This is a genomic window from Blastococcus sp. TF02A-26 (assembly GCF_003319125.1).
GTDB lineage: Bacteria > Actinomycetota > Actinomycetes > Mycobacteriales > Geodermatophilaceae > Trujillonella.
In genome coordinates, this window is record NZ_QOHG01000005.1 from 1 (window position 1) to 26,171 (window position 26,171).

The window sequence follows — 26,171 nt, forward strand, 5'->3', positions numbered from 1 at the left end:
CATCAAGCACTCCCGCACCCGCGTCCGACGTCCCCAGACCAACGGCAAGGTCGAACGGCTCAACCGCACCCTGCTCGAGGAGTGGGCCTACAAACGGCTCTACACCTCCGAGAAAGCGCGGCGGGCGCTGGCTGCACCAGTACAACCACCACCGGCCCCACACCGCCCTGCGCAACCTCCCGCCCATCACCCGCTGCACCAACGTCTCCGGGCAGTACACCTAGAAGCTGCCGCCGCCGCTGCGCCGTCCGCCGCCACCGCCGCTGAACCCGCCGCCGCCCCGGCGACCCGAGCCGCCGAACGAACCGCCGTACCGGCGCCCACCGCCCGCGCCGCCCCCGAAGAGGATGCCGCCGAGGACCAGGCTGCCCAGGTCGGGACCGCGCCCGTAGCCGGGTCCGGCGAAGCCACCGCCCCCGTAGCCGCCGCCGTAGCCGCCCCCGCCGTAGCCGGAGTTCCACGACGAGACGTCGGACTGCGCCCGCTGCAGCGCCTGGGAGGCGAGCGCGTCGGCCTGCTGGGCCTCCTGCAGGGCGGCGACCGGGTCGGTCGCCGCCAGACCGGTCGCCGCCTGCAGGTGCCGCTCGGCCTCGGCCAGCCGGGTCCGGGCCTCGGGTCCGACCGCGCCGCGGCGGGTGGCGATGAAGTCCCCCGCGGCGGCGATGGTCGACCGGGCGCTCAGCAGCGTCTGGTCCAGGCTCGCGGCCGCCCGGCGGGCACGGGCCTGCGCGTCGCGGGCCACCCCGAGCGCCTGCTCCAGCGCGATGTCGGCCTCCTCGAGCCGGCGCAGCGCGGTGAACGGGTCCGGCAGCGCCCCGCCGGTGGTGGCCATGGCCTCCTCGGCGGCGGCGAGCCCCGCCTCGGCCCGCGCGATCTGCGGCTGCAGGCCGCTGCGGTCACCGGACGCGACCAGCGCCCGCGCCTCGGCGAGGTCCTCCTCGGTGTCGGCGCGGGCGGCCGGGATGCGCTGCACCGCCGACTCGAGGTCGGCGGCCAGCCGGCCGATGGCGTCGAGCAGCTGGCCGGTCTGCACGACGGCGTCCTCGGCGGCCCGGAGGTCGCCGACCGCGGCCCCCGCCGCGCCTGCATCCAGTGCCGTCCGCGCCTCCGCGACCTCCTTCTCGGCTGCGGCCAGGCGCGCCCGGGCCTGCTCCAGGTTGTCCGCGACGGGCGCGATCGCGGCCGGCGCGTAGCGGCGCTGCAGCTCGGCCATCCGCTGGGCGTCGGCGGGCAGCCGGCCGTGCAGGGCGGTGATCCGCGGGCCGAGCGCCTCCAGCGCCTGCGGGGCGTTCTTCTCGAGGTCGCGCAGCTGGTCGAAGGCCTCGGCCTGCTCGTCGAGGCGGGCGTCGGCGGCCGAGGTCAGCTGCAGCATCTCGGTGAGCATCGCCCGGGTCGTCGGCTCGTCCTCCGGGATCTCGTCGTCGAGCTGCTGCCGGAGGGTGAACGCGCGGGTCAGCTCCTGGCGGGACTGCGCGAGCGCCTCGGCGAACCCGGTGACGGCGTCCTCCCCGTACTGCAGCCGGGCGAAGTCCAGGTCCAGCTGCGAGGTCTTGATCGCCTCGTCCAGCTCCAGCAGCGCCGTGCTGGCCTGCGCCTGGAGCTGCTCGGTGGGCACTCCCGCGTGCGGGTCGGGCCGCTCCAGCCGCTTCACCTCGGGCGCGGCCGCCTCGCGCCGGCGCGAGCGCATGACGAGGTAGGCGCCACCGCCCAGGACCGCCAGGCTCCCGACGACGGCGAGCGTCCCCAGGCCACCTCCGCCGTCGCCCCCCTTCGCGTCGGCCAGCCCGGCGGCGAACGCCTCGACACCGCCTCCCCAGTCACCGTCCCGGAACGGCCCCTCGGCCTCGCGGGCCGCGACCTGCTCGGCCTCCTCGAGCGAGAAGCCGCTGGTCGGCCCGACGCTCAGGGCGTACTCGCGCTCCACGGTGGCGACGGCGAAGAGGACGTCGCTGTCGTCCAGCCCGGACCGCGCCGCGGTCTGCTCGGTCCAGGCCCGCCGGCCCAGACCGTCCCAGGAGTCGACGAAGACCACCAGGAGCTCGATGCCCTCGTCGGTCTCCAGCTGGGCGACGGCGTCCTCCACCTGGGACTGCTCGTCGTCGGAGAGGACGTCGACGCGGTCGTCCACCTGCCCGACGACGTCGACGGGGGGCTCGGCCAGCGCGGCGGGCCCGGTCAGGACCACCGCCCCGGTCACGGCGAGGACGACGGACAACCGGCGGAGAGCCACGACGACGACCCTACCGACGCCGCACGGTCTGGGACGGCCGCGAGCGGGTAGGGCCCGGGAGAGACCGCATGTACACGACCGAGTTGGAGACGACATGGCCGACCAGCCCGACCGCATCCCCGCCGCCGACCTCCCGCCCGGCGCAGTCCGCCGGGTGGGCGACTGGGCGGTGGGCAACCGCGGCGGCGCCTACTTCGCCGTCTCCCGCCGGTGCCGCCACCAGCTGGCCGACATGTCCCAGGGGACGATCGACGCCGAGGGCTGCCTGGTCTGCCCGTGGCACCAGAGCCGCTACGACGTCCGCACCGGCGAGATGGTCAGCGGGCCCAAGGGCTTCCTCGGCTACCGGGGGCCGACGCCGGGCTACACGCAGCTGGTCCGCGGCTACGCGAAGTACCTCCGGCTGCGGGTCCGCCGCGCCCTGCGCCGCGGCGACGACGTCGTCCTCGAGTAGACCAGGCATGGGAAGCGATCCCCACGTATCGGGCGCGAGTACGTGGGGATCGCTTCCCATGCGTCGGGAGGCGGGGCACTCAGGCCAGGGACTGCCAGGCGGCGCGGCGGGTGGCCTGCTCGTCGGGGTCCGGCACGGGCAGCGAGGCGAGCAACCGCTGCGTGTAGGGGTGCTGCGGCGCGCCCAGCACCTGCTCGCCGGTGCCCTCCTCGACCAGCTGCCCTCGGTAGAGGACGGCGATCCGGTCGGCCAGCAGGTCGACGACGGCGAGGTCGTGGCTGATGAACAGGCAGGCGAAGCCGAGCTCCCGCTGCAGCTCGTCGAACAGCTCCAGCACCCGCGCCTGCACGGAGACGTCGAGCGCCGAGGTGGGCTCGTCGGCGATCAGCAGCTCCGGGCCCAGTGCCAGGGCCCGGGCCAGGCTGGCCCGCTGCCGCTGCCCGCCGGAGAGCTCGTGCGGGAACCGGTCGCCGAACGACCGCGGCAGCTGCACCGCCTCGAGCAGCTCGTCGATCCGGCCGCGCGCGTCGTGCGCGTCCGACGCCCGGCCGTGCACGACCAGGGGCTCGGCCACGGCCTCGGCGATGGTCAGCAGCGGGTTGAAGCTGGACGCCGGGTCCTGGAAGACGAACCCGATCCGCTCCCGCACCGGGCGGAAGCGCTTCTCCTTGACGCCGTTCATCTCCGTGCCGAGCACCGTGAGCGACCCGCCGGTGACCTTGGTCAGCCCGGCGATGGCCCGCCCGATCGTCGTCTTCCCGCTGCCGCTCTCGCCGACCAGGCCGAGCACCTCGCCGGGCCGGATGGCGAAGCTGACGCCGTCGACGGCGGTGAAGTCGGGCTGGCGCAGCCGGCCGGGGTAGACGATCCGCAGGTCCCGGGCCTCGACCACCGGTGCCGACTCCGCCCAGCCGGGCGGCCGGGTGGCCGCCCGCTCCTGGGTCCGGGCCAGGCCCTGGCCCAGCCGCGGCACGGAGCCGAGCAGCTGCTTGGTGTAGTCCTCGCGGGGGTTCGCGAACAGCGTCCGGACGTCGGCCTGCTCGACGAGTGCGCCCTGGTACATGACCGCCACCCGGTCTGCGAGGTCGGCGACGACCCCCATGTTGTGGGTGATCAGCACGATCGCGGTGCCGAACTCGTCGCGGCAGCGGCGCAGCAGGTCGAGGATCTCGGCCTGCACCGTGACGTCGAGGGCGGTGGTCGGCTCGTCGACGATGATCACGCCGGGGTCGAGCACGAGCGCCTGCGCGATGACGATGCGCTGCTTCTGCCCGCCGGAGAACTGGTGCGGGTAGTGGTCGATCCGCTTCTCCGGCTCGGGGATGCCGACCCGGCGCAGCACGTCGATCGCCTTCTCGCGCGCCTCGGCGCGGGAGTAGCCGCCGTGCGCGCGCAGCCCCTCGATGATCTGCCAGCCGACCTTGTAGACCGGGTTCAGCGAGGTCGACGGCTCCTGGAAGACCATGGCCGCGTCGCGGCCGCGCACGTCCCCGAGCTCGGCCCGCTTGAGCGTGACGACGTCGGAGCTGCGGCTGCCGTCCTTGCGCGTGAGCAGCACCGCGCCGCGCGTGGTGGCGGTCTCCGGGAGCAGGCCGAGGATGCTGCGCGCGGTCACGGTCTTGCCGCTGCCGCTCTCCCCCACCACGGCCAGGACCTCGCCGGGACCCACCTGCAGCGAGACGTCCTGGACGGCGACGACCCGGCCCGCGTCGGTGGCGAAGGTGACCGAGAGGTCCCGGATGTCGACGACGGGACCGGCCGGGGCGGGCTGCGTGCTCGAGCTCATCGCGTCTCCTCGATACCGGCCAGACCACCGGGGCCCGCGCCGAGCGGACCACCGGGCACCACCGTGACCTCACCGGTCTCGCCGGCGTCGGCCGCCCGCCGGCTGCGCAGCCGCGGGTCGGCCAGGTCGTTGAGGCTCTCGCCGACCAGCGTCAGGCCGAGCACGACCCACACGATCGCGACGCCCGGGAAGATCGACGTCCACCAGATGCCGCTGGTCACGTCGGACAGCGCGCGGTTGAGGTCGAAGCCCCACTCGGCGCCGGAGGTCGGCTCGATGCCGAAGCCGAGGAAGCCCAGGCCGGCGAGGGTGAGGATCGCCTCGGAGGCGTTGAGCGTGAGGATCAGCGGCAGCGTGCGGGTGGCGTTGCGCAGCACGTGCCGGGTCATGATCCGCCAGTGGCTCGCGCCGATGACCTTGGCCGACTCGACGTAGGCCTCGGCCTTGATCCGCACCGTTTCGGCGCGGATCACCCGGAAGTACTGCGGGATGTAGATGACCGTGATCGAGATGGCCGCGGCGAAGATCCCGCTCCACAGGCCCGACTGGCCGCCGCTGATGACGATCGCCATCACGATGGCCAGCAGCAGGGTCGGGAAGGCGTAGACGGCGTCGGCGATCACCACGAGGACGCGGTCCAGCCAGCCTCCGAAGTAGCCGGACAGGAGGCCGAGCAGCACGCCGATGAAGATCGACAGCACGATCGCCACGACGATGACGGCGAGGGCGGTCCGGGTGCCGTAGATGACCCGGGAGAGCACGTCGTAGCCGCCGACGGTCGTGCCGAGCCAGTGCTCGCCCGACGGCGACTGCTGGGCGCCGAACGGCCCGTCGGCGTCGCGCAGCTGGTTGTAGCCGTAGGGCGCCAGGAGGTCGGCCAGCGCCGCCGTCAGCAGGAAGACCCCGGTGAGGACGAGGCCGGCGACGAGCATGCCGCGCTGCAGGCCGACGGCCTGCTTGAGCTGGCGGACGACGGGCAGGCCGCGCCGCGGACGAGCGGTCGGCGGGGTGGTGGCGGTGGACATCAGTACCTCACCCGGGGGTCGATGAGCGCCGCGATCACGTCGACGACGAAGTTGGTGACGGCGACGACGACCGCCAGCAGGACCACCAGCCCCTGGACGGCGACGAAGTCACGGGCCTGGAGGTACTCCGACAGCTGGAAGCCCAGCCCTCGCCACTCGAAGGTGGTCTCGGTGAGCACCGCACCGCCGAGCAGCAGCGCCACCTGCAGGCCGATGACCGTGATGATCGGGATGAGCGCCGGCCGGTAGGCGTGCTTGCGCAGCAGCCGGCGCTCGCTCACCCCGCGGGAGCGGGCCGCCTCGACGTAGCCCATGCCCAGCGTGCCGATGACGTTCGTGCGGACCAGCCGGAGGAACACGCCCGCGGTGAGCAGGCCGAGGGCGACGGCGGGCAGGACCGCGTGCTCGAGGACGTCGCGGACGACCTCGCCGTTGCCGGTCTTGATCGCGTCGATCAGGTAGATGCCGGTCGGGTTGTCGACCGAGGTCTGGATCAGGATCTCGCTGCGGGTGGAGGCCCGGCCGTTGGCCGGCAGCCAGCCCAGGCCGCTGGTGAAGATCAGCTTCAGGATCATGCCCGCGAAGAAGACGGGCGTCGCGTAGCAGAGGATCGCGAAGACCCGGAGGACGGCGTCGGGCCAGCGGTCGCGCGCGTAGGCGGCGAAGCGCCCCAGCGGGATGCCGATCAGCAGGGCCACGACCAGCGCGTAGACGGCGAGCTCGAGGGTGGCGGTGCCGAAGTCGGCGAGCACCTCGGTGACCGGCTGGTTCGTCGACAGCGTGGTGCCGAAGTCGAGCCGGATCAGCTGACCCAGGTACTCGACGTACTGCGTGAGCAGGGGCCGGTCGTAGCCGGCGGCGGCGACCCGCTCCGCCAGCTCCTCGGGACCCAGGCGGCCGCCCAGCGCCGCCGTGATCGGGTCACCGGTCGTGCGCATCAGGAAGAAGACCGACGTCACCAGGATGAAGATGGTCGGGAAGATCAGCAGGAACCGGACCGCGATGTAGCTGCCCAGCCCGCCGCCGCCGCGGCGCCGACGTGTCGGTGGAGCGGCCTCGGGGACGGCGGCCGGCTCCCCGGTCAGCTCGGTGCTCGTGGTGGTCATGTCTCCTGCTCGTGCTCCTGCGGCGGCTGCGAGGCGCCGCACATGGGGAGGCCCCGGGTGATCACCGTGAGGGGATCACCCGGGGCCGGGTACCGCTGTGCTGCCGTCAGGCCCGCTCGAGGGCCCCGTAGCGGAACTTGAACGACGCGTCGAGGGTGTCCCCGGCGCCGCTCACGCCCGTGCGGACGACGGCGATCTGCGCACCCTGCAGGTAGGGCAGCGTGGACAGGTCCGCGGCCACCAGGTCCTGGATCTGCTCGATCAGGGCGGTGCGGGCGGCCTCGTCCGGAGTCGCGAGCTGCTGCAGGATCAGGTCGTTGACCTGCTGGTTCTCGTAGTGGTTGCCGAGGAAGTTCTCCGTGAGGAAGAACGGCGTCAGGTAGTTGTCGGCGTCGGAGTAGTCCGGGAACCAGCCCAGCTGGTAGGCCGGGTAGACGTCCTCGGTCCGCTGCTCGGAGTACTGCGTCCACTCCGTGGTCTGCAGGTCCACCGTGAACAGCCCGGTCGACTCCAGCTGGTCCTTGATCAGCGCGTACTCGTCACCCGAGGACGGGCCGTAGTGGTCGTTGGAGTACTGCAGCGACAGCTGCACCGGGGTCTGCACGCCGGCGGCCTGCAGGCGCTCGGCCGCGCGGTCGGCGTCCGGGCCACCCTGGCCGTCGCCGTAGAGCCCCTCCAGCGACTGGGTCGCGCCGGTCAGGCCGTCGGCCACGTAGGAGTACAGCGGCGAGTAGGTGCCCTTGTAGACCTGGTCGGCGATCTCCTGGCGGTCGATCAGGTCGGCCATCGCCTGGCGGACGGCGAGCGCCTTGGCCGGGTCGGCCTCCGCGGTCGTCGCGCCGTAGGGCTGGGTGTTGAAGTTGAAGACGATGTAGCGGATCTCGCCGCCGGGACCGTCCACGACCTCGACGTCGTCGTTGCCGCGCAGGTCCTCGACGTCGGTCGCGGAGAGGCTGCGGTAGGCGACGTCGACCGCGCCCTCCTCGACGTCCAGCTTCAGGTTCGAGGACTCGGCGTAGTAGCGGACGTTGATCGTGTCCGTCTTCGGAGCGCCGAGCAGACCCTGGTAGTCGGGGTTGGCCTCGTAGGCGATCAGGTCGTTGATCTCGTAGCTGGTGATGACGTACGGACCGGCGAAGGCGTTGCCCTCCACGATCTCGTCGTCGGGGGTCAGCTCGTCGGCGGAGAAGACCTCCTCGTCGACGATCGGCCCGACCGGGCTCGACAGGACCTGCGGGAAGGTCTGGTCGTCGGGGTTCACCAGGTTGAAGACGACGGTGGTGTCGTCCGGCGCCTCGACGCTGTCCAGGTTGGCCAGCAGCGACGACGGGCCGTTCTCGTCGGCGATGGCGACCTGGCGGTCGAAGGAGAACTTGACGTCCGACGAGGTGAGCTCGTGGCCGTTGGCGAAGGTCAGACCGGACTTCAGGGTCACGGTGTACTGCGTGGGCGAGGTGAACTCGGCCGACTCGGCGATGTCGGGCTCCACCTCGGGGCTGCCCAGCGGGGTGTTCAGCAGGAAGGGGAACACCTGGTTCATCACGGCGAACGAGCCGTTGTCGTACGAACCGGCCGGGTCGATCGTCGTGATCTTGTCGGTCGTGCCGATGATCAGCGCGTCGCCGCTCCCGGAGCCGCCACCGGAACCGCCGTCGTCATCGCCGCCGCCGCAGGCGGTGAGCGCCAGCGCCGTCGCGGCGATACCTGCCGTGGCCACGCGCACGCGCCGGCCACCGGAACCCAGGGGGGTCATCCACTACCTCGTTCTCGGTTGTGACGGCCCGTCGAACGACGGCTGCACGCCACGCAAATGGTTAGCTACCCATGAGTAGAACACCCGTCCCAGTGCCTGGGAAACGATCCCCCGATCGGTACCCGACCGTGATGGCCCCCTCGTCGGGGGCCTGCCGCGAGCCCGCGAGTGGTGGGGGGCGAGGGGGTCCTTCGTCAGGCGTCGATGCGGCGGCGGCCCTCGAACGCCCGGCCGAGCGTGACCTCGTCGGCGTACTCGAGGTCCCCGCCCACCGGCAGGCCGCTGGCCAGCCGGGACACGGCCAGGCCCATCGGGGCGACCAGCCGGGCCAGGTAGGCCGCCGTCGCCTCGCCCTCGAGGTTGGGGTCGGTGGCGATGATCAGCTCGGTGACCTGGCCGTTCATCAGCCGGGTCATCAGCTCCTTGACCCGCAGGTCGTCGGGCCCGACGCCCTCGATCGGGCTGATCGCGCCCCCGAGCACGTGGTACTTGCCGCGGAACTCCCGGGTGCGTTCGATCGCGACGACGTCCTTGGGCTCCTCGACGACGCAGATGACGTCCTCGCTGCGCCGCGGGTCCCGGCAGATGCGGCACTGCTCGGCCTCGGCGACGTTGAAGCAGGTCACGCAGAACCGCACCTCGGCCTGCACCCGCTGCAGCGCGGCGACCAGCCGGCCGACGTCGGCGGACTCCGCCGCCAGCAGGTGGAAGGCGATGCGCTGCGCGCTCTTCGGCCCGACGCCGGGCAGCCGGCCGAGCTCGTCGATGAGGTCCTGGACGGCGCCCTCGTACACGGTGTGCCTCTCCCCCTGGTGCGTCCGGCGCTCAGGCGCCGGGCAGCCCGAGCCCGCCGCCGAGGCCGCCCATGAGCGGACCCATCCGGTCGGCGGCCAGCTCGTTGGCGAGGCGACCGGCGTCGCGGACGGCGGCGACCACGAGGTCCTGCAGGGTCTCGATGTCGTCGGGGTCGACGGCGGCCGGGGAGATCGTGACCGCGGTCAGCTCGCCGCCGCCGGTCATCGTGGCGGTGACCAGGCCGCCACCGGCGGAACCGGTGACCTCCTCGCTGGTCAGCTCCGCCCGGGCGGCCATCACCTGCTGCTGCATCTGCTGGGCCTGCTGCATGAGCTGCTGCAGGTCGGGGGCGCCTCCGGGGAACATGCCCCGAGCGTAGGCCCGACGTCAGGGACCCGCGGCGCGCGGAGCAGCCGACGCCTGGCGCGGCGACCCGCTATTCGTCGATGGGGCGGGCGCCGAGCTGGGCGCGCAGCAGCGACAGCGCCGCCTGCTCGGGGTCGACGACGGGCTCGGGCGGCCGGTCGCTGGTCGCCTCGGCGGCCCGCTCCGCCATGAGCTCCCGGGCCTCGGCGGCGTCGGCGGCCCGCTGCGCCTCGCGGGCGGCCTCGCGGTCCGGCCCCGGCGCGCCGCCCGGTGACCGGCCGGCACCCTCGACGACCGCCTGCACCTTCCAGCGCACACCGAGCAGCTCCTGCAGCGCGGTGCGGACGATCTCCTGGTTCAGCTCGTCGCCGAGCATCTTGGCCAGGGCCGGCGAGGTCATCGCCAGGTGCAGCGTGCCGCCGGTCAGGTCGTGCACCTGCGCGGACTTCAGCAGGGCCTCGGTGGTGCGCTTGTGCTTGCGGACCACGGCCAGCAGCTCCGGCCACACCCGCCGGACGTCGGCGGTGGTCAGGTCGCCGCCCGGCGCCTCGGCGGCCGGCTCGGGGTTGGCCGAGACCACGGGGGTCGGCTCCCCGCCGCGAGGCGCCGGCGCGGACTCCGCCGCGGCCCGGGGTGCGGCGCTCTCCCGGGGAGCGCCGACCCGTGCGGCCGCGGCGCGGGCGGCGGCGGGCTCGGCCGGGTGCGGCCAGTCCTCGTCGTCGGTGGGCTCCGGCGGCAGCGGGATGTCGGGCTCGTCGGTGGACACCCGCGGCTTCGGGGTCTCCCGCGCGGGTGCCGGCGGGGCGGGCTTCGCGGCCGCGGGCTTCGCGGCCGGGGCGCCGGACCCCGGCTTGGTCGTCTCCGGCCAGTCGTCGTCCGCCGCCGCGGGGGCTGACGGAGCCATGGCGGCCGGAGCTGCGCGCTCCTCGGCCGCCGGCTCCGCGGCCGCCGGCGACGGGGTGGGTGCCGGAGGCGCGGCGGGCGGAGTGGGTGCCTGGGGCGCGGCTGCGGCCGGGCCGGCGGTCGCCCGGGACGGCCGGACGTACTCCCGCCGTGGCGCGGAGGGCTGTTCCCGGGCCGGCTCCTCGGCGGCCGGGCGCGTCGGCGCCTCGCGGACCGGCGCCTCGCGGACCGGCGCCGGTGCCGCGGCGCCGTCCATCGGCCGGCCGGCGTGCTCCCCCGCGATCGACATCCGGCGCTCGAGCCGCTCCAGGCGCTGGAGGGTGGCGGTCGCGGCGTCGTCCGTGCCGGGCAGCAGCATGCGCGCGCACACGAGCTCGAGGAGCAGTCGCGGCGCCGTCGTCCCGCGCATCTCGGTGAGGCCTGCGTGGACCGTGTCGGCCATCCGGGAGAGGGTCGCCGACCCCAGCGCCCGCGCCTGGGAGCTCATGAGGTCCAGCCGGTCGGGCGGGCAGTCGAGCAGCCCGTTGCCGCCGGCGTCGGGAACGGCGTCCAGCACGATCAGGTCGCGCAGCCGGTCGAGCAGGTCGGTGGCGAACCGGCGCGGGTCGTGCCCGGCCTCGACCACGCGGTCGACCGCCCGGAAGACCCCCGGCGCGTCGGAGGCGGCCAGCGCGTCGATGGTCTCGTCGAGCAGCGCGTCGTCGGTGACGCCGAGCAGCCCCACGGCCGACGCGTAGGTGACGCCCTCCGGCCCGGCACCGGCCAGCAGCTGGTCGAGGATCGACAGCGAGTCGCGCACCGAGCCGCCGCCGGCCCGGACGACGAGCGGGAAGACGGTCGGCTCGACCGTGACGCCCTCGGCCGCGCACGTCTTCTCCAGCAGGCCGCGCAGGGTGGACGGCGGCACCAGCCGGAACGGGTAGTGGTGGGTGCGCGAGCGGATGGTGGGGAGCACCTTGTCCGGCTCGGTGGTGGCGAAGACGAAGACGAGGAACTCCGGCGGCTCCTCGACCACCTTGAGCAGGGCGTTGAAGCCCTGCGTGGTGACCATGTGCGCCTCGTCGACGATGTAGACCTTGTAGCGGCTGCTGACGGGGGCGAAGAAGGCCCGTTCGCGCAGGTCACGGGCGTCGTCCACACCGCCGTGGCTGGCCGCGTCGATCTCGATGACGTCCAGCGAGCCCGGGCCGTCGGGCGCCAGCGCGACGCAGGAGCCGCAAACCCCGCACGGGGTGGACGTGGGGCCCTGCTCGCAGTTGAGCGAGCGGGCGAGGATGCGCGCCGACGACGTCTTGCCGCAGCCGCGCGGGCCGCTGAACAGGTAGGCGTGGTTGATCCGGCCGCCGTCGATCGCGTTCACCAGCGGCGCGGTGACGTGCTCCTGCCCGACCACCTCGGCGAAGGTCGCCGGGCGGTACTTCCGGTAGAGCGCCAGAGCCACGGAGGCAGGTTACGTGCCGGGGGTGACGGCTCAGGACGGCTGCGCCCGCGCCGTCCAGATCGGCGATCTCGTCACCATCAGCGGCTGATCCCGCCGACATCGCCGATCTCGGCGAGGAGGGCCGCCGGAGGACGAAAGGGACCCCCCGCGCACCCGCCAGAGCCCGCTTATCCTTGCTGCCTTCCGGCCCTGGGGAGGTTCACAGGGTGACGCCACGCGAGGGGTCGTGGACCACTGTAGTGGAGAGCGGCCGGGCTCCGGCGACGCCGTCCCCTAGGCTCGCGGCATGACGCCCCGGCGCGCCCTCGCGCTGCCCCCGCCGCGCTCCTGACCCGGAGCGCCGCGCGCCCCTGACACCCGCCGGGCCACGCCCGCGGGTGCACCGCCCCGCGCTCCGGACCGCCGTCCCGTCGATCCGGATCCGCTCAGGAGCGTCATGTCCACCCCCACCCTCGCCGCGACGTCGCGTCGCGGTTTCCTCTTCGTCGTCCTCGCCGCGCTGTGCTGGGGCACCTCGGGCCTCAGCGGCCAGGTCGTCGCCGACCGCAGCGACCTCTCCGCCCTCGACATCGCCTGGTACCGGCTGGCCATCGGGGCCGTCGTGCTGCTGGCCGCCTGGGGGGTCACCTCCCGGCGGCGGACCGGCCGGGTGGTCGTCGGCCGCCCGGTGGCCGCCCGTCTGCTGCTCGTCGGCGCCGGGCTGGCCGGCTACCAGCTGGCCTACTTCAGCGCGGTCGACCGTGCCGGGGTCAGCATCGCGACGCTGGTCGCGCTCGGCCTGGCCCCGCTGCTCATCGCCCTCGGTGCGGCGCTGCTCGGGCACGGCCGGCCCAGCGCCGCCACGCTGACCGCGCTCGTCGTCGCCCTCGCCGGTCTCACGCTGTTGGTCGGGGTGTCCGCCGGTGACGGCGGGACGGCGGTGCTGCTCGGCACGCTGCTCGCCTCGGGCTCGGCCCTCGGGTACGCCGTCGTCACGCTGGCCGGTGGCGGCGTCCCGGCCGGGGTGCCGGTCACGCTGGTCGGGTTCGGCGGCGGTGCGCTGCTGCTCACCCCGGCCGTGCTCGCCGCCGGCCTCTCGGTGCCCACCGACCCGACGGCGCTGGCGGTGCTGCTCTACCTGGGGCTCGTGCCGAGCGCGCTCGCCTACGGGCTGTTCTTCACCGGCGTGCGCACGGTGCCCGGCCCGGTGGCGTCGATCGTGACGCTGCTCGAGCCGCTCACGGCCACCGTGCTGGCGACGGCGTTCCTCGACGAGCGGCTCGCGCCCGCCGCGGTCGCCGGCGGGCTGCTGCTGCTCGCCGCCGTCGCGGGCCTCTACCTGCGCGAGCTCGGCCGCGCGCCGGAGGTCGAGGGCGGGCTCTGAACGCAGCAGGGCCCCCGGCGCTCGCCGGGGGCCCTGCTCTCACGTGCGGAGGATGGGAGATTCGAACTCCCGAGGGGTTGCCCCCAACCCGCTTTCCAAGCGAGCGCCATAGGCCACTAGGCGAATCCTCCCGTGCGGGCCCAGACTACCGGGCGCCACCGCGACGGTCAGCCGCGGCTCTCCACCACCAGCACCTGGTCGGCCGGACCGAGCGCGAGCACCGCGCTCTTCGCCGGGTTGAGGTGCACCGTGCCGCTGGCGGCGTCCCGGTAGCCGAGCACCGACTCGTCGCGGGCCGCCCCGGCGGCGACCAGGGCGCCGTAGGGCACCGGCTCGTGCCCGGCGTAGCGCAGCGCCGGGCGGAAGGACAGCCGCGCCCCCTCGGGGGAGAACAGCTCGAGGAAGACCTGCGCGAGCTCGGTGCGCTCCGACAGCTGGGCGAGCATGAGGCTGGTCACCTCGTCGCTGACGATCCAGTCGTCGACCCCGCCGGCCTGGGCCAGCTCGACGTCGTCGCGGTCGAGCACCTCGGCGACGATCCGGACGCCGCCCTCGCGACCGGCCGGCCAGGCGCGGCGCAGCGCCAGCAGGGTGAGCAGCGTGCGGGCGTCGCTGTCGGCGGCGTCCCCGGCGTCCCGGTAGCTGAGCACGATGCCCTGGTCGTAGCGCTCCGCGGCCACGAGATCGGCCAGCTCGTCGGGCCCCGCGCTGGTCGTGTGCACGACCAGTTCGGTGTTCTCCAGGCCGGGCACGCGGACGTCGAGCGGGTCGACCAGCGCCGGGTCGACCACGACCTCCATCACCGTGCCGGCCCGGGCGAACTGGTCGATCTCGCGCACGACCTTGGGCCCGAGCACGCTCCAGCCGACGACGAGCAGCCGCTGCGGCGCGGGCGGTTCGTCGGCGGCGATCGCCGGCACGGGCAGCGCGTGCGGGACGACGCCGGTGCTGAGGAACGTCGAGTCGTCCTCGGCGACCGCGAGCACCTCGTCGCCCTGGGCCAGCACCGTGGTGCCCGGCGGGTTGACCAGCAGGGTGCCGTCGGCGCGGGCGATGCCGAGCACCGCGCAGCGCTCGAACGCCGTCAGCACCTCGGCGTAGGTGCGACCGGTCAGCTCCGGGAAGGAGCCGAAGTAGATCTCGTCCCCGTCGAAGTCGAGCAGGTCGCGCAGCACCTGGGACAGGCCGCTCTGCCGGCAGGACTGGGCGGTGATCTCGGCGATCACGTGGTCGGAGTTGACGGTGACGACGCGGCCGTCGGTGAGCGTCTGCAGGCTCGCGGCGTACAGCGGGTCGGAGATCTCGGCCACCACGCGCGGCCCGCTGAAGTCCGGGTCGAGCGTCTTGATGGCGAGGACGGCCTTGATCGCGTCGGCGTCCCCCGCGCCGGCGCCCATGACGACCACCGAGCGGGCGCCGAGCAGGTTCACCATCCGCAGGTCGGCGGCCTTCGCCGGGGACCCGGAGCGGCAGACCACCCGGGTGCTGCCGGTCTCGGGGACGGCGGCGGCCAGCGCGTCCTCCATGACGGTCTTGTCCTCCGCGCCGAGGACGACGACGGCGGCGTCCCTCTCGCTGGCGTTGGCGACCACCAGCTCGGAGATGATCGCGGCGATGCGCGGCGACCAGCCCAGCACCACGGTGTGCCCGCTCTCCAGCACGTCGCTGCGGCCCTTGCGCAGCCCCTCGATCCGCTGGTCGACGGCGTTGGCGATCAGGCCGATGAGGCTGCCGGCGATGAAGATGCCGGCCAGCGTGACGACGAAGGACAGCAGCCGCATCGGCCAGCTGGAGTCGCCGGCGAAGGTGCCGGCGTCGACCACCCGCAGCATCGCCTGCCAGATGCCCTCGGCCGGGTTGGACACCGGACCCTCGCCGTTGACGCCGTCCAGCCGGAAGGCCCAGAACGCCAGTCCGGCCAGCACGAAGATCGCCAGCGTCACCAGCGCCAGCCAGCCAATGACGACCGCCGGGCCCCGGGCCAGCGCGTTGTCGAACCGGTAGCGCAGCCGCTGGCCCAGCGTGGGCCGCATCGTCGGCCGGGGACGGCGGGCACCCGGCGGCAGCGGCGCGGGGGCACTGCTCATGCGGCTGCGGCGGCTGACCGCCTTGCCCGGGCGGGCGGGCCGCGACGTGGCGGTCGTGATCTCGGGCATGGGAGGCTCCTCGCTGCGAACCCGGCCGTCCGCAGCTCGGCGGTCGGGCGTCGGCGCACCGTAGCCCTCCGGACGCCTGAGCTGGGGCGTCGTCGTCACGGCTGGGACGGCGGTTGGACGACGGACGCGTGGGAATGGAGAACCGGTCGGGCCGCAGCGGACCGGCCGGAGGAGCCGGAGAACGGGAGGCGGTCGGGATGAGCGCAGCAGAGCCACGGCCGGAGGTCGTCGACGCCATCGTCGCGGTGCTCAAGGGCGCCGACCCGGAGGGCCTGCCGCCCGGTGCCACGCCGGAGGAGAAGCAGGCCGCCAAGGACCGCTACCTCACCGAGTTCGCCGCGGAGCGCATGCACCGCGACCGGCAGACCCAGGCGTGGGAGCTGCTGCTGACCCGCAGCTACGACGAGCCGCCCACCTGGCGGACGCTCTTCGACGACCTCTCCCCCGACGCCGCGGAGGAACTGGGCGAGCTGTACGACGCCCTGCCGGCCGGCGCCCAGGAGGAGTACGCCCGCCGCTTCGGCGCGCCCAGCACCGTCTGAGCGGCGTGCGGCTCGGGGTTCGGCGCGGCGGGGAGCACCCGTGCAGGTGATCGGGCCGGGCCACCTCGTCTCCGGGCGCTACCGGTTGCTGGCGCAGATCGCCGGCGGCGGGATGGGCACGGTCTGGCGCGCCCGCGACGAGCTGCTCGGCCGCCAGGTCGCGGTGAAGCAGATCCTCCCGCCGGCCGACGCGGGCCCGGAGCTGATCGACCAGCAGCGCCAGCGGGCGCTGCGGGAGGGCCGGATCGCCGCCCGGCTGAGCCATCCGCACGCCATCTCCGTCTACGACGTCGCCACCGACGGCGGCCAGCCGTGGCTGGTGATGGAGTACCTGCCCTCGCGCAGCCTCGCGCAGGTCCTGTTCGACGACGGCCCGCTGCGCCCGGACCAGGTCGCCCAGATCGGGGCCCAGGTCGCCGACGCGCTGGCGGCCACGCACGCGGCGGGGATCGTGCACCGCGACGTCAAGCCGGCCAACGTGCTCGTGGGCCAGGGCGGGGACGTCGAGGGCCTGGTGAAGATCACCGACTTCGGCATCTCGCACGCGATCGGCGACGTCACCCTCACCCAGACCGGCCAGATCACCGGCACGCCGGCCTTCCTGGCGCCGGAGGTGGCCCAGGGGGTGGAGATGAGCGAGGCCAGCGACGTCTTCTCGCTCGGCGCGACGCTCTACACCTGCCTGGAGGGCCAGCCGCCGTTCGGCATGGACGACAACGCCCTCCGCCTGCTGCACCGGGTGGCGCAGGGCTCCGTGCGACCGCCCGGCCGCGCCGGCTCCCTCACCGCGCCGCTCATGGAGATGCTCGTCGACGACCCGGGGGCGCGGCCGACGATGGAACGGGTCCGCGACCGGCTGGTCCGGCTCGCCGCCGGACGCGACGGCGACCCCACGACCGTGCTGCTGGCGCGCACCGACCTCCGTGCCGCGCCCGGGCGCTCGCGGACGGCGTCCCTGCCCGTCGACGAGGCCCCCGTCCGCGCCGCTCCCCCACCGCCGCCGACGCCACCGCCGCCACCACCGCGGACGCTGGCCGGCCCGGCGCCGGAGCCCGCCGCGGCGCCGGACCCGACGCCCACCCCGACCCCCGATCCGCCGGCCGCCCCGGCACCGGCGGCTGCGCCCGACCGGGAGCCGGCCCGGGCGGTCGCTCCGGCGGCGGCCCGGCCCCGGCGGGACCGGCGCCGCTGGCCGCTGCTGGTCGCGGGGCTGGTGCTGCTGCTCCTCGTCGGCGGCGGGGTCACCTGGTTCGCGCTGGCCAACGGCGGCGACGGGGACGACCCGAGCGCGGACCGGCCGGCGTCGTCGTCGGAGCCGACCGCGCCGACGTCCTCGGAGACGGAGGAGACCCCGACCACCTCCGGCGTCGACGAGGACGAGCCCACGTCGTCGGCGGAGCCCGGCCCGCCGTCGTCGGAGGAACCGCCGCCGGATCCGGCCGCGGAGGTGCAGCAGACCCTCGAGCAGTACTACGCCCTCCTGCCCGGCGACCCCGAGAGCGCCTACGCCCTCACCGGCCCGGGCCTCCGGTCACTGGTGAGCTACGGGTCCTACTCCGGGTTCTGGAGCACCTGGGCCGCGGTCCAGCTGCTCGACGTCCGGGACGTGACCGACCAGGGCGACCGGATCACCGCGACGACGGAGGTGCAGTTCTCCCGCTCCGGGGAGACGCAGGTCGAGACGCACTCCGTCGAGTTCGTGCGCGGGGAGGACGGGCGGCTGCTGGTCGACCTCGACGTCGCGGTCTGAGCGCTCCTCCGGTACGACGACGGCGGCGCCGGCCCGGGACACGGTCCCGGACGGACGCCGCCGTCGGTGTGCTGGCGGTGGCGGTGGGATTTGAACCCACGGAGGCTTGCACCTCACCCGCTTTCGAGGCGGGACCCTTCGGCCGCTCGGACACGCCACCGCCGGAGAGACTACAGGCTCCGCCGGGCGCGGAAGAACGCGCGTAGCAGCGTGGCGGACTCCTCGGCCCGGATCCCGCCGGTGACCAGCGGGCGGTGGTTCAGCCGCCGGTCCCGGAGCACGTCCCAGAGCGAGCCGGCCGCGCCCGCCTTGGGGTCGTCGGCGCCGTAGACGACGTGCGCCACGCGGGACAGGACGCTCGCGCCGGCGCACATCGTGCAGGGCTCCAGCGTGACCACGAGGGTCGCGCCGGTCAGCCGCCAGCCGTCCCCGACGACCGGCGCCGCCGCGCGCAGCGCCAGCACCTCGGCGTGCGCGGTCGGGTCACCGCGCTTCTCCCGCTCGTTGGCCGCCTCGGCGAGGACGGTCCCGTCCGCTCCGAGGACGACGGCGCCGATCGGGGTGTCGCCCCACTCCTCCGCCGCGGCGGCCAGCTCCAGGGCCCGGCCCATCGCCGCCTCGAGCACGGGACCGGCGAGCGGTCCGGCGCCGGTCACCGGGTGTCCCCGCGCCCGCTCGGGCTCTGCTCCACATCGGGAGCACAGCCCGAGCGTGCGGGGAGGGACACCGTCACCGGCCCGCGCCGGCGAGGTCCAGGCCGACGAGGTCCGAGAGCTCGGCGAGCGCCACGGCCGGGTCGACCACCTTGATGGTGTGCATGCCCAGCGCACGGGCCGGCTTGAGGTTGATGCCCAGGTCGTCGAGGTAGGCGCAGTCCGACGCGGTCACCGGGCGTCGCACGGCCTCCGACAGCCGCTGCAGCGCCCGCTCGTAGATCTCCGGCTCCGGCTTGCGCACGCCCTCCACCGAGGACTCGACCACGGCGTCGAACACTCCCAGCAGGTCCCCGAGCCGCCCGGTCCGCTCCATCGGCGCCACGTTGTTCGACAGCAGCGCCAGGGGCACGCCGGCCTCCCGCAGCGCGGCGACGGCGGCCAGCATCGCCGGCCGCAGCTCCCCGGCCAGGGCGGCGAGCACGCGCCGGGCGTCCACGCGGTGACCGGCGGCCAGCGCCTCGGCCTCGAACGCGGCGCAGAAACCGGCCGTGTCGAGCTCTCCCCGCTCGTACCGGGCCCAGGCGTTCGCGTCCGGATCGGTGCTGTTGAGCCGGCGGATCAACCCGTCGGGCAGGCCGGCCTCCGCCTCGTAGGCGGCGAACGCGGTCATCGGGCTCTCCGTGATCACCCCGCCGAGGTCGAACACCACCGCCGAGACCGTCGCGCTCACGGGGCCACCGCCGCGGCGAGCTCGTCGGCGAAGCCCAGCCGGCCGGCGATGCGGGCGACCATCTCGTCGGCCCACAGGTCGTCGGCGGTCACGATCGGCCGGAGCTCGTCGGCCGGCAGCCCGTAGTCGGCCAGGAGGTCGAGGTCACCGCCGGGCCAGCCGGTCTCGTCGTCGTCGAACGCGCCCTCGGTGTCCACCGCGATGCCGTAGCGCTCGACCACCTCGCTGGCGAGCAGCCACTCCAGCATCGTGGCGTCGGAGATGAAGGCCCGCACCATGCCGCCGGGGCCGTGCCGCAGGACGACGAAGTAGAGCCGCGAGTCGACCACGACGACGAACGGGCCGGGCCACTCCTCGGCCCCGGGCTCGCCGAGGGCCCGCTCGAGCACGGGCAGCTCGTCCCCGGCGTCCTCGGCCAGCAGCTGCACGTGCCACGTCCCCCCGTTCCGGGCGACGCGCAGCGCGTAGCTGGCCGGGCCGGGCGGGGAGGAGGGGTCGGCGGAGGTCATGGCACGCGGCGGAGGGGGAGCGTGTGGGACATGGCGCGCGGAGATGGGGGGAGCGCGTGGGACATGGCGCGCGGAGATGGGGGGAGCGCGTGGGACATGGCGCGCGGAGATGGGGGGAGCGCGTGGGACATGGCGCGCGGAGATGGGGGGAGCGCGTAGGTCATAGCCTCTGATCATGGCCGACGCCGCGTTCCCGGTGCCCACGATGCCCGTCCCGCCGGTCGGGGTGGTGGGCCTGGGCCAGCTCGGCGGGTCGTTCGCCGCCGCACTCGTCGAGGCCGGCCGCGAGGTCACCGGGTGGGACGTCGACCCCGCCGCCCGGGACGCGGCCGCCGGGCGCGGGGTCCGCATCGGGACGGAGATGTCCGGGGTCGTCGTCCTCGCCGTGCCGGTCCCGGCGATGGCCACGGCGCTGGCCGGGGTCGCGGTCGACCCGACCGCCACGGTGACCGACCTCGGCTCGGTGAAGCTGCCGGTGCTGCGGACGGTCGGCGCCACCCTCGGGAACCGGTTCGTGGGCGGCCACCCCATGTGCGGCACGGAGCGCTCCGGCCACGCCGCGACCGATCCCGCTCTCTTCCGCGGCGCCCGGTGGGCGGTCTGCCTGGAGCCGGACACCGACCTGGCCCGGTGGCTGCGCGTCGCCGAGGTCGCGCTGGCCGTCGGCGCCGAGGTCGTGCCGGTCGCGGCCGCGGAGCACGACGACGCCGTCGCGGCGATCAGCCACGTGCCCCACCTGCTGGCCGCGGCCCTGGCCGCCGCCGCGGGGCAGGCCGGGCCGCTGGCGCTCTCGCTGGCCGCCGGCAGCTTCCGCGACGGGACCCGCGTGGCGGCCAGCGACCCCGCACTGGTCACCGCCATGGTCGAGGACAACGCCGGGCCGACGGCCGCCGCGCTCGCCCGCGTCCAGGAGCAGCTCACCCGGCCCTGGCCCGAGCTGGTGGCCGCCGGCCACGCGGTCCGGGCGGCGGCGCCGGCCGGATCGCGCACGATCCGGGTGCCGCTCGAGCGGGCGGCGCTGCTGGCGCTGGGCCGGGCCGGGGGTGCCGTCACCCGGCGCCTGGCCGCCTTCGTGGAGGGCCGGCTGCCCGACACCCCCTGACCGTTTCCCCGCCCGGCACCGCGGGCAGGGAGGCGATCATGGACGAGAAGGACCTGCTGAGCCGCATCCACTCCCTGGTCGAGGAGGAGCACGCGCTCCGCGACAGCGGGGAGCACACCGACGAGCAGCGCTCGCGCATGAGCGAGCTCGAGGTCCAGCTGGACCAGTGCTGGGACCTGCTCCGCCAGCGGCGCGCGAAGCGGCAGTACGACGAGGACCCCGAGGAGGCCGAGGTGCGCCCCGCCTCGGAGGTCGAGGGCTACCTGCAGTAGCGGAGGGCCGCCGTCACGCGGCGGGGCGGGCCGCCGTCTGCAGTTGGGGCGCGATGAGCAGGGCGAGCTGCCACAGCAGCCGGGCCCTCGGGTCGGTGACCTTGCGCCCGGTCACCGACTCGATCCGCCGCAGCCGGTGCATGACCGTGTTGCGGTGGCAGTAGAGCTCGTCGGCCGCGCGGGTCGGTGAGCCGTCGGCGGCCAGGAACGCCGCGAGGGTCTCCAGCAGCACCGCCTGCTCGTCCTCCGGCAGCTCCAGCAGCCCGCCGAGGGACTGCCCCACCAGCCGCGAGCTGATCTCCGGGGAGTTGCTCAGCAGCGCCTCGGGCAGCCGGTCGTCGATCGTGACGACCTGGCGGGTGCCCACCGGCAGCGTGCGGGCAGCGGTGTCGGCCAGCCGGTAGGCGGTGGCCACCCCGGCGGCGCCCTCCACCTCCGCGGAGACGCCGACCGGCCCGGCGGCCATCGCCCGCAGCCAGCCCAGCACGTCGGTCGACCGGCGGGTGCCCAGCGCCACCACGCCCACCTGCGCGCCGGACCGCTCGCCCCACACCGAGCGGACGCCGCGGCGCAGCAGACCGCCCGCGGGGTCCACCAGGCTGGCGGCGCCCTCCTGGTCCGGGATCGCGACGACGGCCAGCAGCCGGCCGGCGAGCGGCATGCCGAGCAGCTCGGAGGCGGCACGGACGAACGCCGGGTCGCCGCCCCGGCCCTCCAGCAGCCCGTCGAGCACGTGGCTCCGGGCGGCCTCGTCGACCGAGTCCATCCGCCGCTGCTCCTCGCGGTAGCCCTCGGCGAGCGCCGCGCACTCCACGTCGTTGGTCCGCCAGACCGAGCCCGCCACCTCGACCAGGAGGGTGTCGTTCGCGGCGCCGGAGTCACGGGCGACGGCCAGCAGCGTCTCCCAGGTGATCTGCCCACCCAGCCGGTAGGCGCGCAGCACCGCCTCCAGCGGGATGCCCTGGGCGGCCCGCCGGCGGCCCACCTCGCGCGCCTCGGAGCAGTGCACCTCGCTCGTCCCGCCCGCCAGGCCCACCAGACTGCGGACGCCGCCGGCCAGACCGGCCCGGCTGGACCGGCGCAGCTCGACCAGGTCCAGCTCGCGGTAGGCCGGCTCGGTCCGCAGCAGGACGTCGACCATGCGGTCCACCATCGCGTCCACCTGGTCGAACATCTGTGGCGCGATCTGGCTCAGCCGGTCCGCCACCTCCGACGGGAACACGTGCACCGCCCACCTCCCCTGCCACGCTGCGCTGCGCACAACCCCGGTCGTCCATCACTGTGCGTCGCGCCCATTGTGACCGTCACCACCGGCAGGCAATCTCCTGGGGACGTAGCCGTGACCCAATCGTCGCCGACCGCACACCCGGTCGGGTGACCTCCTAGACCCCCGAGGAGATGTGGGCCCGTGGCGGAACCGCCGCACGACCGCACCGCCGATGGACCGGACCGGTCCCCCACTGCCCGACTCGAGATGACGGGCATCAACGTCGCCTTCGGCGGTGTGACCGCCCTCGAGGACGTGTCCCTCACCGTCGAGCCGGGCCAGGTACACGGCCTGATCGGCCCCAACGGGGCCGGCAAGACGACGATGTTCAACGTCGCCTGCGGGCTGGTGCGCCCCGACTCCGGGCGCATCACCTGGCGCGGAGAGGAGCTCCGCCGACTGCGCCCGGCCCAGCTGTCCAAGCTGGGCATCGCCCGCACGCTGCAGGGCGTCGGCCTGTTCCCCGGCATGACGGTCCTCGAGAACGTCATGGTCGGCGCGCACCGGCACGCCAAGGCCGGCTTCTTCTCCGCCCTGTTCGCCATCCCCACGGCGGACAAGGACGAGGAGCGGCTGCGCCGGCGCGCGCTGGACGCGCTCGCCGAGCTGGACGCCGTCGAGTACGCCGGGCGCTACCCCGGCAGCCTCCCGTACCCGGTGCAGAAGCGGGTCGCACTCGCCCGTGCCCTGGTCGCCGACCCGGAGCTGCTGCTGCTCGACGAGCCGGCCAGCGGTCTGTCCGAGGACGAGATGCACGAGCTCGGCGAACTCATCCGCGTGCTCTGCAGCCGGATGAGCGTGCTGCTGGTCGAGCACCACATGGACCTGGTCATGCGGGTCTGCGACCGGATCACCGTGCTCGACTCCGGCCGGCAGATCGCCGTCGGCACACCCGAGGAGATCCGCGCCGATCCCGCCGTCACCGAGGCCTACCTCGGCGACGACGTCGACGTCGACGCCGATGCCGCGGAGCTCGGCGGCCGGTCGGCCGCCCAGGTCCCCGCCAGCACCCAGGAGGGCCCCCGTGGCTGAGCCGCACGGCGCCACCCGCTACGGCGGCGGCCGCCCGGACACCGCCGTAGCCGGCGGGACGACGACGACCACCGCGCTGCTCGAGGTGCAGGGCCTGTCCACCTCCTACGGTCCCGTGCGCGCCCTCGACGGCGTCTCGCTGACCGCGGAGGCCGGCCGGATCACCGCCGTCCTCGGTGCCAACGGCGCGGGCAAGACGACGCTGCTGCGCACGATCAGCGGACTGGTCCGCCCCACGTCCGGGAAGGTCCTGCTCGACGGCGAGGAGATCACCCGCGCGCCGGTCGAGGCCATGGTCCACAAGGGCATGGCGCACGTCCCGGAGGGTCGCGGCGTCATCGCCGAGCTGACGGTGGACGAGAACCTGCGCGTCGGCTCGCTGTTCCGCGGCAAGGTCGGGCGCGAGGAGTTCGACCGGGTCTACGACCTGTTCCCGCGCATCGCGGAGCGACGGGACAACCCCGCGCACACGCTCTCCGGCGGTGAGCGGCAGATGCTCGTCGTCGGCCGCGCCCTGCTGGCCCGCCCGCGCATCCTGCTGCTCGACGAGCCCTCCCTGGGGCTCGCGCCGCGGATCGTGGCGCAGATCTTCGGGCTGGTGCGGCAGCTGGTCGACAGCGAGGGCCTGTCGGTCCTCCTCGTCGAGCAGAACGCCCGCAGCGCCCTGTCGGTGGCCGACACCGGCGTCGTCCTGAACCTCGGCCGGGTGGTCGTCACCGACGACGCCCGCGCCCTGGCCGCCGACGAGGACCTGCGCCATGCGTACCTCGGCTTCTGACCACTCGTCCGCATCGTCGAAGGCAGTCCACTAGTGGAGCAATTCCTCTTCCTCAGCCTCAGCGGGGTGATCGACGGGCTGGTCTACGCCGCCTTCGCCCTGGCGCTCGTGCTGATCTGGCGGTCCACCCGGATCGTGAACTTCGCGCAGGGTTCGATGGCCGCGGCGACCACGTTCATCGCCGTCGCCCTGATCGACAACGGGCTGTCCTACTGGCTCGCCCTGGTCGTGGCGCTGCTGTCGGGTCTCGTCCTCGGCGCGGTCATCGAGCGGGTGGTGGTCCGTCCGGTCGAGGGCGGCCCCGAGCTCAACGCCGTCATCGTGACCCTGGGTCTGTTCATCGCCATCCAGGGCGCGGTCGCGCTGATCTTCGGCGTCGACCAGCGCGCGTTCGTCCCGCCGGTGTCCAACCGCTTCTTCCAGGTCGGTGACGGCTTCACCCTGGGGCTGTCCAACAACGGGCTCTACACGCTCGCCGCGGTCCTGATCACGATGGTGCTGCTGATCGTCCTGTTCCGGTACACCCGGGTCGGCCTGGCGATGCGCGCCTCGGCGTTCGGCCAGGAGGTCGCCCGGCTGCTCGGTGTCCGGGTGGGCCGCATGCTCACCCTGGGCTGGGCGCTGGCCGCGGTGGTCGGCTCGCTGGCGGGCATCCTGATCGCCGGCGACGTCGCGTTCATCTCGCCGAACTTCATGGACACGCTGATCGTCTTCGGCTTCGTCGCCGCCGTCCTCGGCGGCCTCGACTCGCCGATCGGCGCCGTCGTCGGCGGCCTGCTCCTGGGCCTGGCGCTCAACTACGTGCGCGGCTACCTCGACGACTCGCTGCTCGGCATGGCCGCGCTGGTGATCCTCGTGGTGGTCCTCCTGGTGCGCCCCGGCGGCCTCTTCTCGACGACCCCCGCCCGGAGGGCATGACCGTGAGCGACACGCAGACCCCCGCGGGCACGCCCGGCGCCGCCTCGAGCGACGCCCCCTCGACCGCCACCGCCGCCGGCAACGCCTCGTCGGCGGCCGCCTCCAGTGGCCGCTCGTTCCTGCCCAAGAGCACCCTGCTGCGGCACCTGCTCGTCCTGGTGCTCTGCGCCGTCGGCGCCGTGGCCCTGCTCGAGCTCACCGAGCCCGGCACGAACGCGCAGATCAGCTCGGTCGCCTACTACGCCATCGCGGCCGGTGGCCTGACCCTGCTCACCGGTCTCAACGGGCAGATCTCCCTGGGCCACGGCGCGCTCATGGCCGTCGGCGCCTACACGACGGCGCTGCTGCTCGACGTGGACGAGGGCGAACCGCTCCCCCTGCCGCTGATCTTCCTGATCGCCGTCGCGGCGACCGCGCTCGTCGGTGCACTCGTCGGCGTCGCGGCCGCCCGCCTGCACGGCCCGTACCTGGCCGGCGCGACGCTGGCCCTGGCGGTGGGCGTGCCCGGGCTGACGCTGTACTTCAAGGAGACCCTGGGCGGCGAGCAGGGCATCAACGTCCGCATCGAGCGGGCGCCCGACTGGTTCGACGAGGCCATCAACGCCATCTCGGGCGAGAACGGCAGCCAGACGAAGTGGCTGGCCTACATCTCCGTCGCCTGCCTGCTGCTCACCTACTTCCTGCTTGCGAACCTCATGCGCAGCCGGATGGGCCGGACCTGGCGGGCGGTGCGCGACCAGGAGGTGGCCGCCGAGCTGGCCGGGATCTCGCTGGGCGCCTGGCGGATCCTCGCCTTCGTGGTCAGCGCCGCGGCAGCGGGGCTCGCCGGAGCGGTGCTGGCGATCGTGGTCCGGCTGGCCGCACCGGGGTCGTTCCTGCCGGTGCTCTCGCTGTCGCTGCTCACCGCGGTCGTCATCGGCGGTCTGGGCAGCCTCTTCGGCGCGCTGCTCGGCTCGGCGCTGCTGGTGTTCCTCCCGCGCTGGGCCAGCGACATCGGCCGGGACTCCTTCGACATCGCGTCCGCGCAGGCCTCGCAGGCCGCCTACGTCGTCTACGGCCTGCTGCTGGTGGCGGTCATGCTCTTCGCTCCCGCAGGGCTGGTCGGCACGGTCCGGCTGGCACTCCTCCGACGGCGGGCCGCGCGTGCGACCGCCCGAGCCGGCGGGAGGTGAGCCGCCACCACGAGACCGTCATCTCCCCCGTGGCCGGCATCCACCGCCGCCGCGCGCGCCGCATC

23 protein-coding genes, 2 tRNA genes, 1 other RNA gene and 1 pseudogene are annotated in these 26,171 nt (G+C 74.5%); 11 read left to right on the top strand and 16 right to left on the bottom strand.

Annotated features, from left to right (window positions below):
• Positions 1-224: pseudogene (locus tag DQ240_RS06805) on the top strand (integrase core domain-containing protein); the annotation flags it as partial.
• Here DQ240_RS06805 and DQ240_RS06810 read toward each other — a convergent pair.
• On the bottom strand, positions 221-2,230 hold the full coding sequence (locus DQ240_RS06810; RefSeq protein ID WP_233498563.1) for a TPM domain-containing protein: 2,010 nt from the start codon (positions 2,228-2,230) through the stop codon (positions 221-223). The pseudogene DQ240_RS06805 and the gene DQ240_RS06810 overlap by 4 nt on opposite strands.
• Positions 2,231-2,324: 94 nt before the next feature.
• Here DQ240_RS06810 and DQ240_RS06815 point away from each other — a divergent pair, with 94 nt between their 5' ends.
• The gene (locus DQ240_RS06815; RefSeq protein WP_113838886.1) at positions 2,325-2,684 is read left to right on the top strand and encodes a Rieske 2Fe-2S domain-containing protein; all 360 of its coding nucleotides are present in this window, start codon (positions 2,325-2,327) and stop codon (positions 2,682-2,684) included.
• 79 nt (positions 2,685-2,763) lie between these two features.
• On the opposite strand, the gene DQ240_RS06820 is transcribed toward DQ240_RS06815, so the two are convergent.
• From DQ240_RS06820 to ffs, 8 genes are all read right to left on the bottom strand, one after another.
• Positions 2,764-4,470 carry an ABC transporter ATP-binding protein gene (locus DQ240_RS06820; protein WP_113838887.1) on the bottom strand — a complete coding sequence of 569 codons (1,707 nt, stop codon included), beginning with the start codon at positions 4,468-4,470 and terminating at the stop codon, positions 2,764-2,766.
• Positions 4,467-5,495 carry an ABC transporter permease gene (locus tag DQ240_RS06825; RefSeq protein ID WP_113838888.1) on the bottom strand — a complete coding sequence of 343 codons (1,029 nt, stop codon included), beginning with the start codon at positions 5,493-5,495 and terminating at the stop codon, positions 4,467-4,469. The genes DQ240_RS06820 and DQ240_RS06825 overlap by 4 nt, the downstream gene beginning before the upstream one ends.
• The gene (locus tag DQ240_RS06830) at positions 5,495-6,601 is read right to left on the bottom strand and encodes an ABC transporter permease (RefSeq protein ID WP_113838889.1); all 1,107 of its coding nucleotides are present in this window, start codon (positions 6,599-6,601) and stop codon (positions 5,495-5,497) included. Before DQ240_RS06830 ends, DQ240_RS06825 begins: the two co-directional genes overlap by 1 nt.
• Positions 6,602-6,707: 106 nt before the next feature.
• Positions 6,708-8,354, bottom strand: a complete 1,647-nt coding sequence (locus tag DQ240_RS06835) for an ABC transporter substrate-binding protein (RefSeq protein ID WP_113838890.1) — start codon at positions 8,352-8,354, stop codon at positions 6,708-6,710.
• A gap of 194 nt (positions 8,355-8,548) precedes the next feature.
• Positions 8,549-9,148 carry a recombination mediator RecR gene (recR, locus tag DQ240_RS06840; RefSeq protein WP_113838891.1) on the bottom strand — a complete coding sequence of 200 codons (600 nt, stop codon included), beginning with the start codon at positions 9,146-9,148 and terminating at the stop codon, positions 8,549-8,551.
• Between the two features lie 31 nt (positions 9,149-9,179).
• Positions 9,180-9,515 carry a YbaB/EbfC family nucleoid-associated protein gene (locus tag DQ240_RS06845; RefSeq protein WP_113838892.1) on the bottom strand — a complete coding sequence of 112 codons (336 nt, stop codon included), beginning with the start codon at positions 9,513-9,515 and terminating at the stop codon, positions 9,180-9,182.
• A gap of 70 nt (positions 9,516-9,585) precedes the next feature.
• Positions 9,586-11,859: a DNA polymerase III subunit gamma and tau gene (locus DQ240_RS06850; RefSeq protein ID WP_113838893.1), complete on the bottom strand. Its 2,274-nt coding sequence runs from the start codon at positions 11,857-11,859 to the stop codon at positions 9,586-9,588.
• Positions 11,860-11,992: 133 nt separating this feature from the next.
• Positions 11,993-12,088: signal recognition particle sRNA small type (ffs, locus tag DQ240_RS06855), an RNA gene on the bottom strand.
• Positions 12,089-12,295: 207 nt separating this feature from the next.
• Between ffs and DQ240_RS06860 the strand changes: the two genes are divergently transcribed.
• On the top strand, positions 12,296-13,222 hold the full coding sequence (locus tag DQ240_RS06860) for a DMT family transporter (protein ID WP_113838894.1): 927 nt from the start codon (positions 12,296-12,298) through the stop codon (positions 13,220-13,222).
• A gap of 46 nt (positions 13,223-13,268) precedes the next feature.
• Here DQ240_RS06860 and DQ240_RS06865 read toward each other — a convergent pair.
• Both DQ240_RS06865 and DQ240_RS06870 read right to left on the bottom strand, forming a co-directional pair.
• Positions 13,269-13,353: transfer RNA gene (locus tag DQ240_RS06865), tRNA-Ser, on the bottom strand.
• A 36-nt stretch (positions 13,354-13,389) separates the two neighbouring features.
• Entirely contained in the window at positions 13,390-15,378 is a 1,989-nt protein-coding gene (locus tag DQ240_RS06870) for a hypothetical protein (protein ID WP_113838895.1), read from the bottom strand.
• A gap of 197 nt (positions 15,379-15,575) precedes the next feature.
• On the opposite strand from DQ240_RS06870, the gene DQ240_RS06875 reads away from it, so the two are divergent.
• Both DQ240_RS06875 and DQ240_RS06880 read left to right on the top strand, forming a co-directional pair.
• Positions 15,576-15,920: a hypothetical protein gene (locus DQ240_RS06875; RefSeq protein WP_113838896.1), complete on the top strand. Its 345-nt coding sequence runs from the start codon at positions 15,576-15,578 to the stop codon at positions 15,918-15,920.
• A gap of 40 nt (positions 15,921-15,960) precedes the next feature.
• Positions 15,961-17,670: a serine/threonine-protein kinase gene (locus tag DQ240_RS06880; protein WP_199589138.1), complete on the top strand. Its 1,710-nt coding sequence runs from the start codon at positions 15,961-15,963 to the stop codon at positions 17,668-17,670.
• Between the two features lie 72 nt (positions 17,671-17,742).
• Here DQ240_RS06880 and DQ240_RS06885 read toward each other — a convergent pair.
• From DQ240_RS06885 to DQ240_RS06900, 4 genes are all read right to left on the bottom strand, one after another.
• Positions 17,743-17,830, bottom strand: a tRNA-Ser gene (locus DQ240_RS06885).
• Positions 17,831-17,840: 10 nt separating this feature from the next.
• Positions 17,841-18,281 (bottom strand): nucleoside deaminase, encoded by a 441-nt coding sequence (locus DQ240_RS06890; RefSeq protein ID WP_113839111.1) that lies wholly within the window; start codon positions 18,279-18,281, stop codon positions 17,841-17,843.
• A 118-nt stretch (positions 18,282-18,399) separates the two neighbouring features.
• Positions 18,400-19,056 carry an HAD-IA family hydrolase gene (locus DQ240_RS06895; RefSeq protein ID WP_113838897.1) on the bottom strand — a complete coding sequence of 219 codons (657 nt, stop codon included), beginning with the start codon at positions 19,054-19,056 and terminating at the stop codon, positions 18,400-18,402.
• The gene (locus DQ240_RS06900) at positions 19,053-19,565 is read right to left on the bottom strand and encodes a tRNA adenosine deaminase-associated protein (protein WP_113838898.1); all 513 of its coding nucleotides are present in this window, start codon (positions 19,563-19,565) and stop codon (positions 19,053-19,055) included. Before DQ240_RS06900 ends, DQ240_RS06895 begins: the two co-directional genes overlap by 4 nt.
• A gap of 175 nt (positions 19,566-19,740) precedes the next feature.
• Here DQ240_RS06900 and DQ240_RS06905 point away from each other — a divergent pair, with 175 nt between their 5' ends.
• Both DQ240_RS06905 and DQ240_RS06910 read left to right on the top strand, forming a co-directional pair.
• Positions 19,741-20,667: a prephenate dehydrogenase/arogenate dehydrogenase family protein gene (locus DQ240_RS06905; RefSeq protein ID WP_113838899.1), complete on the top strand. Its 927-nt coding sequence runs from the start codon at positions 19,741-19,743 to the stop codon at positions 20,665-20,667.
• A gap of 38 nt (positions 20,668-20,705) precedes the next feature.
• A complete protein-coding gene (locus DQ240_RS06910) occupies positions 20,706-20,939 on the top strand; it encodes a DUF2630 family protein (protein WP_113838900.1) in 234 nt (77 codons plus the stop codon).
• Between the two features lie 13 nt (positions 20,940-20,952).
• Here DQ240_RS06910 and DQ240_RS06915 read toward each other — a convergent pair whose 3' ends face one another.
• A complete protein-coding gene (locus tag DQ240_RS06915; RefSeq protein ID WP_113838901.1) occupies positions 20,953-22,167 on the bottom strand; it encodes a CdaR family transcriptional regulator in 1,215 nt (404 codons plus the stop codon).
• Positions 22,168-22,347: 180 nt separating this feature from the next.
• Between DQ240_RS06915 and DQ240_RS06920 the strand changes: the two genes are divergently transcribed.
• Genes DQ240_RS06920 through DQ240_RS06935 form a run of 4 tightly spaced genes read left to right on the top strand, consistent with a single transcriptional unit; the run spans position 22,348 to position 26,106 of the window.
• Positions 22,348-23,238 carry an ABC transporter ATP-binding protein gene (locus DQ240_RS06920; RefSeq protein WP_233498565.1) on the top strand — a complete coding sequence of 297 codons (891 nt, stop codon included), beginning with the start codon at positions 22,348-22,350 and terminating at the stop codon, positions 23,236-23,238.
• A complete protein-coding gene (locus DQ240_RS06925) occupies positions 23,231-24,016 on the top strand; it encodes an ABC transporter ATP-binding protein (protein ID WP_233498566.1) in 786 nt (261 codons plus the stop codon). The genes DQ240_RS06920 and DQ240_RS06925 overlap by 8 nt, the downstream gene beginning before the upstream one ends.
• A 33-nt stretch (positions 24,017-24,049) precedes the next feature.
• Positions 24,050-24,934 carry a branched-chain amino acid ABC transporter permease gene (locus DQ240_RS06930; RefSeq protein ID WP_113838903.1) on the top strand — a complete coding sequence of 295 codons (885 nt, stop codon included), beginning with the start codon at positions 24,050-24,052 and terminating at the stop codon, positions 24,932-24,934.
• On the top strand, positions 24,931-26,106 hold the full coding sequence (locus DQ240_RS06935) for a branched-chain amino acid ABC transporter permease (RefSeq protein ID WP_113838904.1): 1,176 nt from the start codon (positions 24,931-24,933) through the stop codon (positions 26,104-26,106). The genes DQ240_RS06930 and DQ240_RS06935 overlap by 4 nt, the downstream gene beginning before the upstream one ends.
• Positions 26,107-26,171: the final 65 nt, after the last annotated feature.

Bases quoted from the DNA above. Each gene is read 5' to 3' on its own strand.
- DQ240_RS06825 (WP_113838888.1), bottom strand. From the start codon at position 5,495: ATGTCCACCGCCACCACCCCGCCGACCGCTCGTCCGCGGCGCGGCCTG.
- DQ240_RS06875 (WP_113838896.1), top strand. From the start codon at position 15,576: ATGAGCGCAGCAGAGCCACGGCCGGAGGTCGTCGACGCCATCGTCGCG.
- DQ240_RS06835 (WP_113838890.1), bottom strand. From the start codon at position 8,354: ATGACCCCCCTGGGTTCCGGTGGCCGGCGCGTGCGCGTGGCCACGGCA.
- DQ240_RS06890 (WP_113839111.1), bottom strand. From the start codon at position 18,281: ATGGGCCGGGCCCTGGAGCTGGCCGCCGCGGCGGAGGAGTGGGGCGAC.
- DQ240_RS06815 (WP_113838886.1), top strand. From the start codon at position 2,325: ATGGCCGACCAGCCCGACCGCATCCCCGCCGCCGACCTCCCGCCCGGC.
- DQ240_RS06860 (WP_113838894.1), top strand. From the start codon at position 12,296: ATGTCCACCCCCACCCTCGCCGCGACGTCGCGTCGCGGTTTCCTCTTC.
- DQ240_RS06820 (WP_113838887.1), bottom strand. From the start codon at position 4,470: ATGAGCTCGAGCACGCAGCCCGCCCCGGCCGGTCCCGTCGTCGACATC.
- DQ240_RS06830 (WP_113838889.1), bottom strand. From the start codon at position 6,601: ATGACCACCACGAGCACCGAGCTGACCGGGGAGCCGGCCGCCGTCCCC.
- DQ240_RS06845 (WP_113838892.1), bottom strand. From the start codon at position 9,515: ATGTTCCCCGGAGGCGCCCCCGACCTGCAGCAGCTCATGCAGCAGGCC.
- DQ240_RS06900 (WP_113838898.1), bottom strand. From the start codon at position 19,565: ATGACCTCCGCCGACCCCTCCTCCCCGCCCGGCCCGGCCAGCTACGCG.
- DQ240_RS06905 (WP_113838899.1), top strand. From the start codon at position 19,741: ATGGCCGACGCCGCGTTCCCGGTGCCCACGATGCCCGTCCCGCCGGTC.
- DQ240_RS06935 (WP_113838904.1), top strand. From the start codon at position 24,931: ATGACCGTGAGCGACACGCAGACCCCCGCGGGCACGCCCGGCGCCGCC.
- DQ240_RS06870 (WP_113838895.1), bottom strand. From the start codon at position 15,378: ATGCCCGAGATCACGACCGCCACGTCGCGGCCCGCCCGCCCGGGCAAG.
- DQ240_RS06910 (WP_113838900.1), top strand. From the start codon at position 20,706: ATGGACGAGAAGGACCTGCTGAGCCGCATCCACTCCCTGGTCGAGGAG.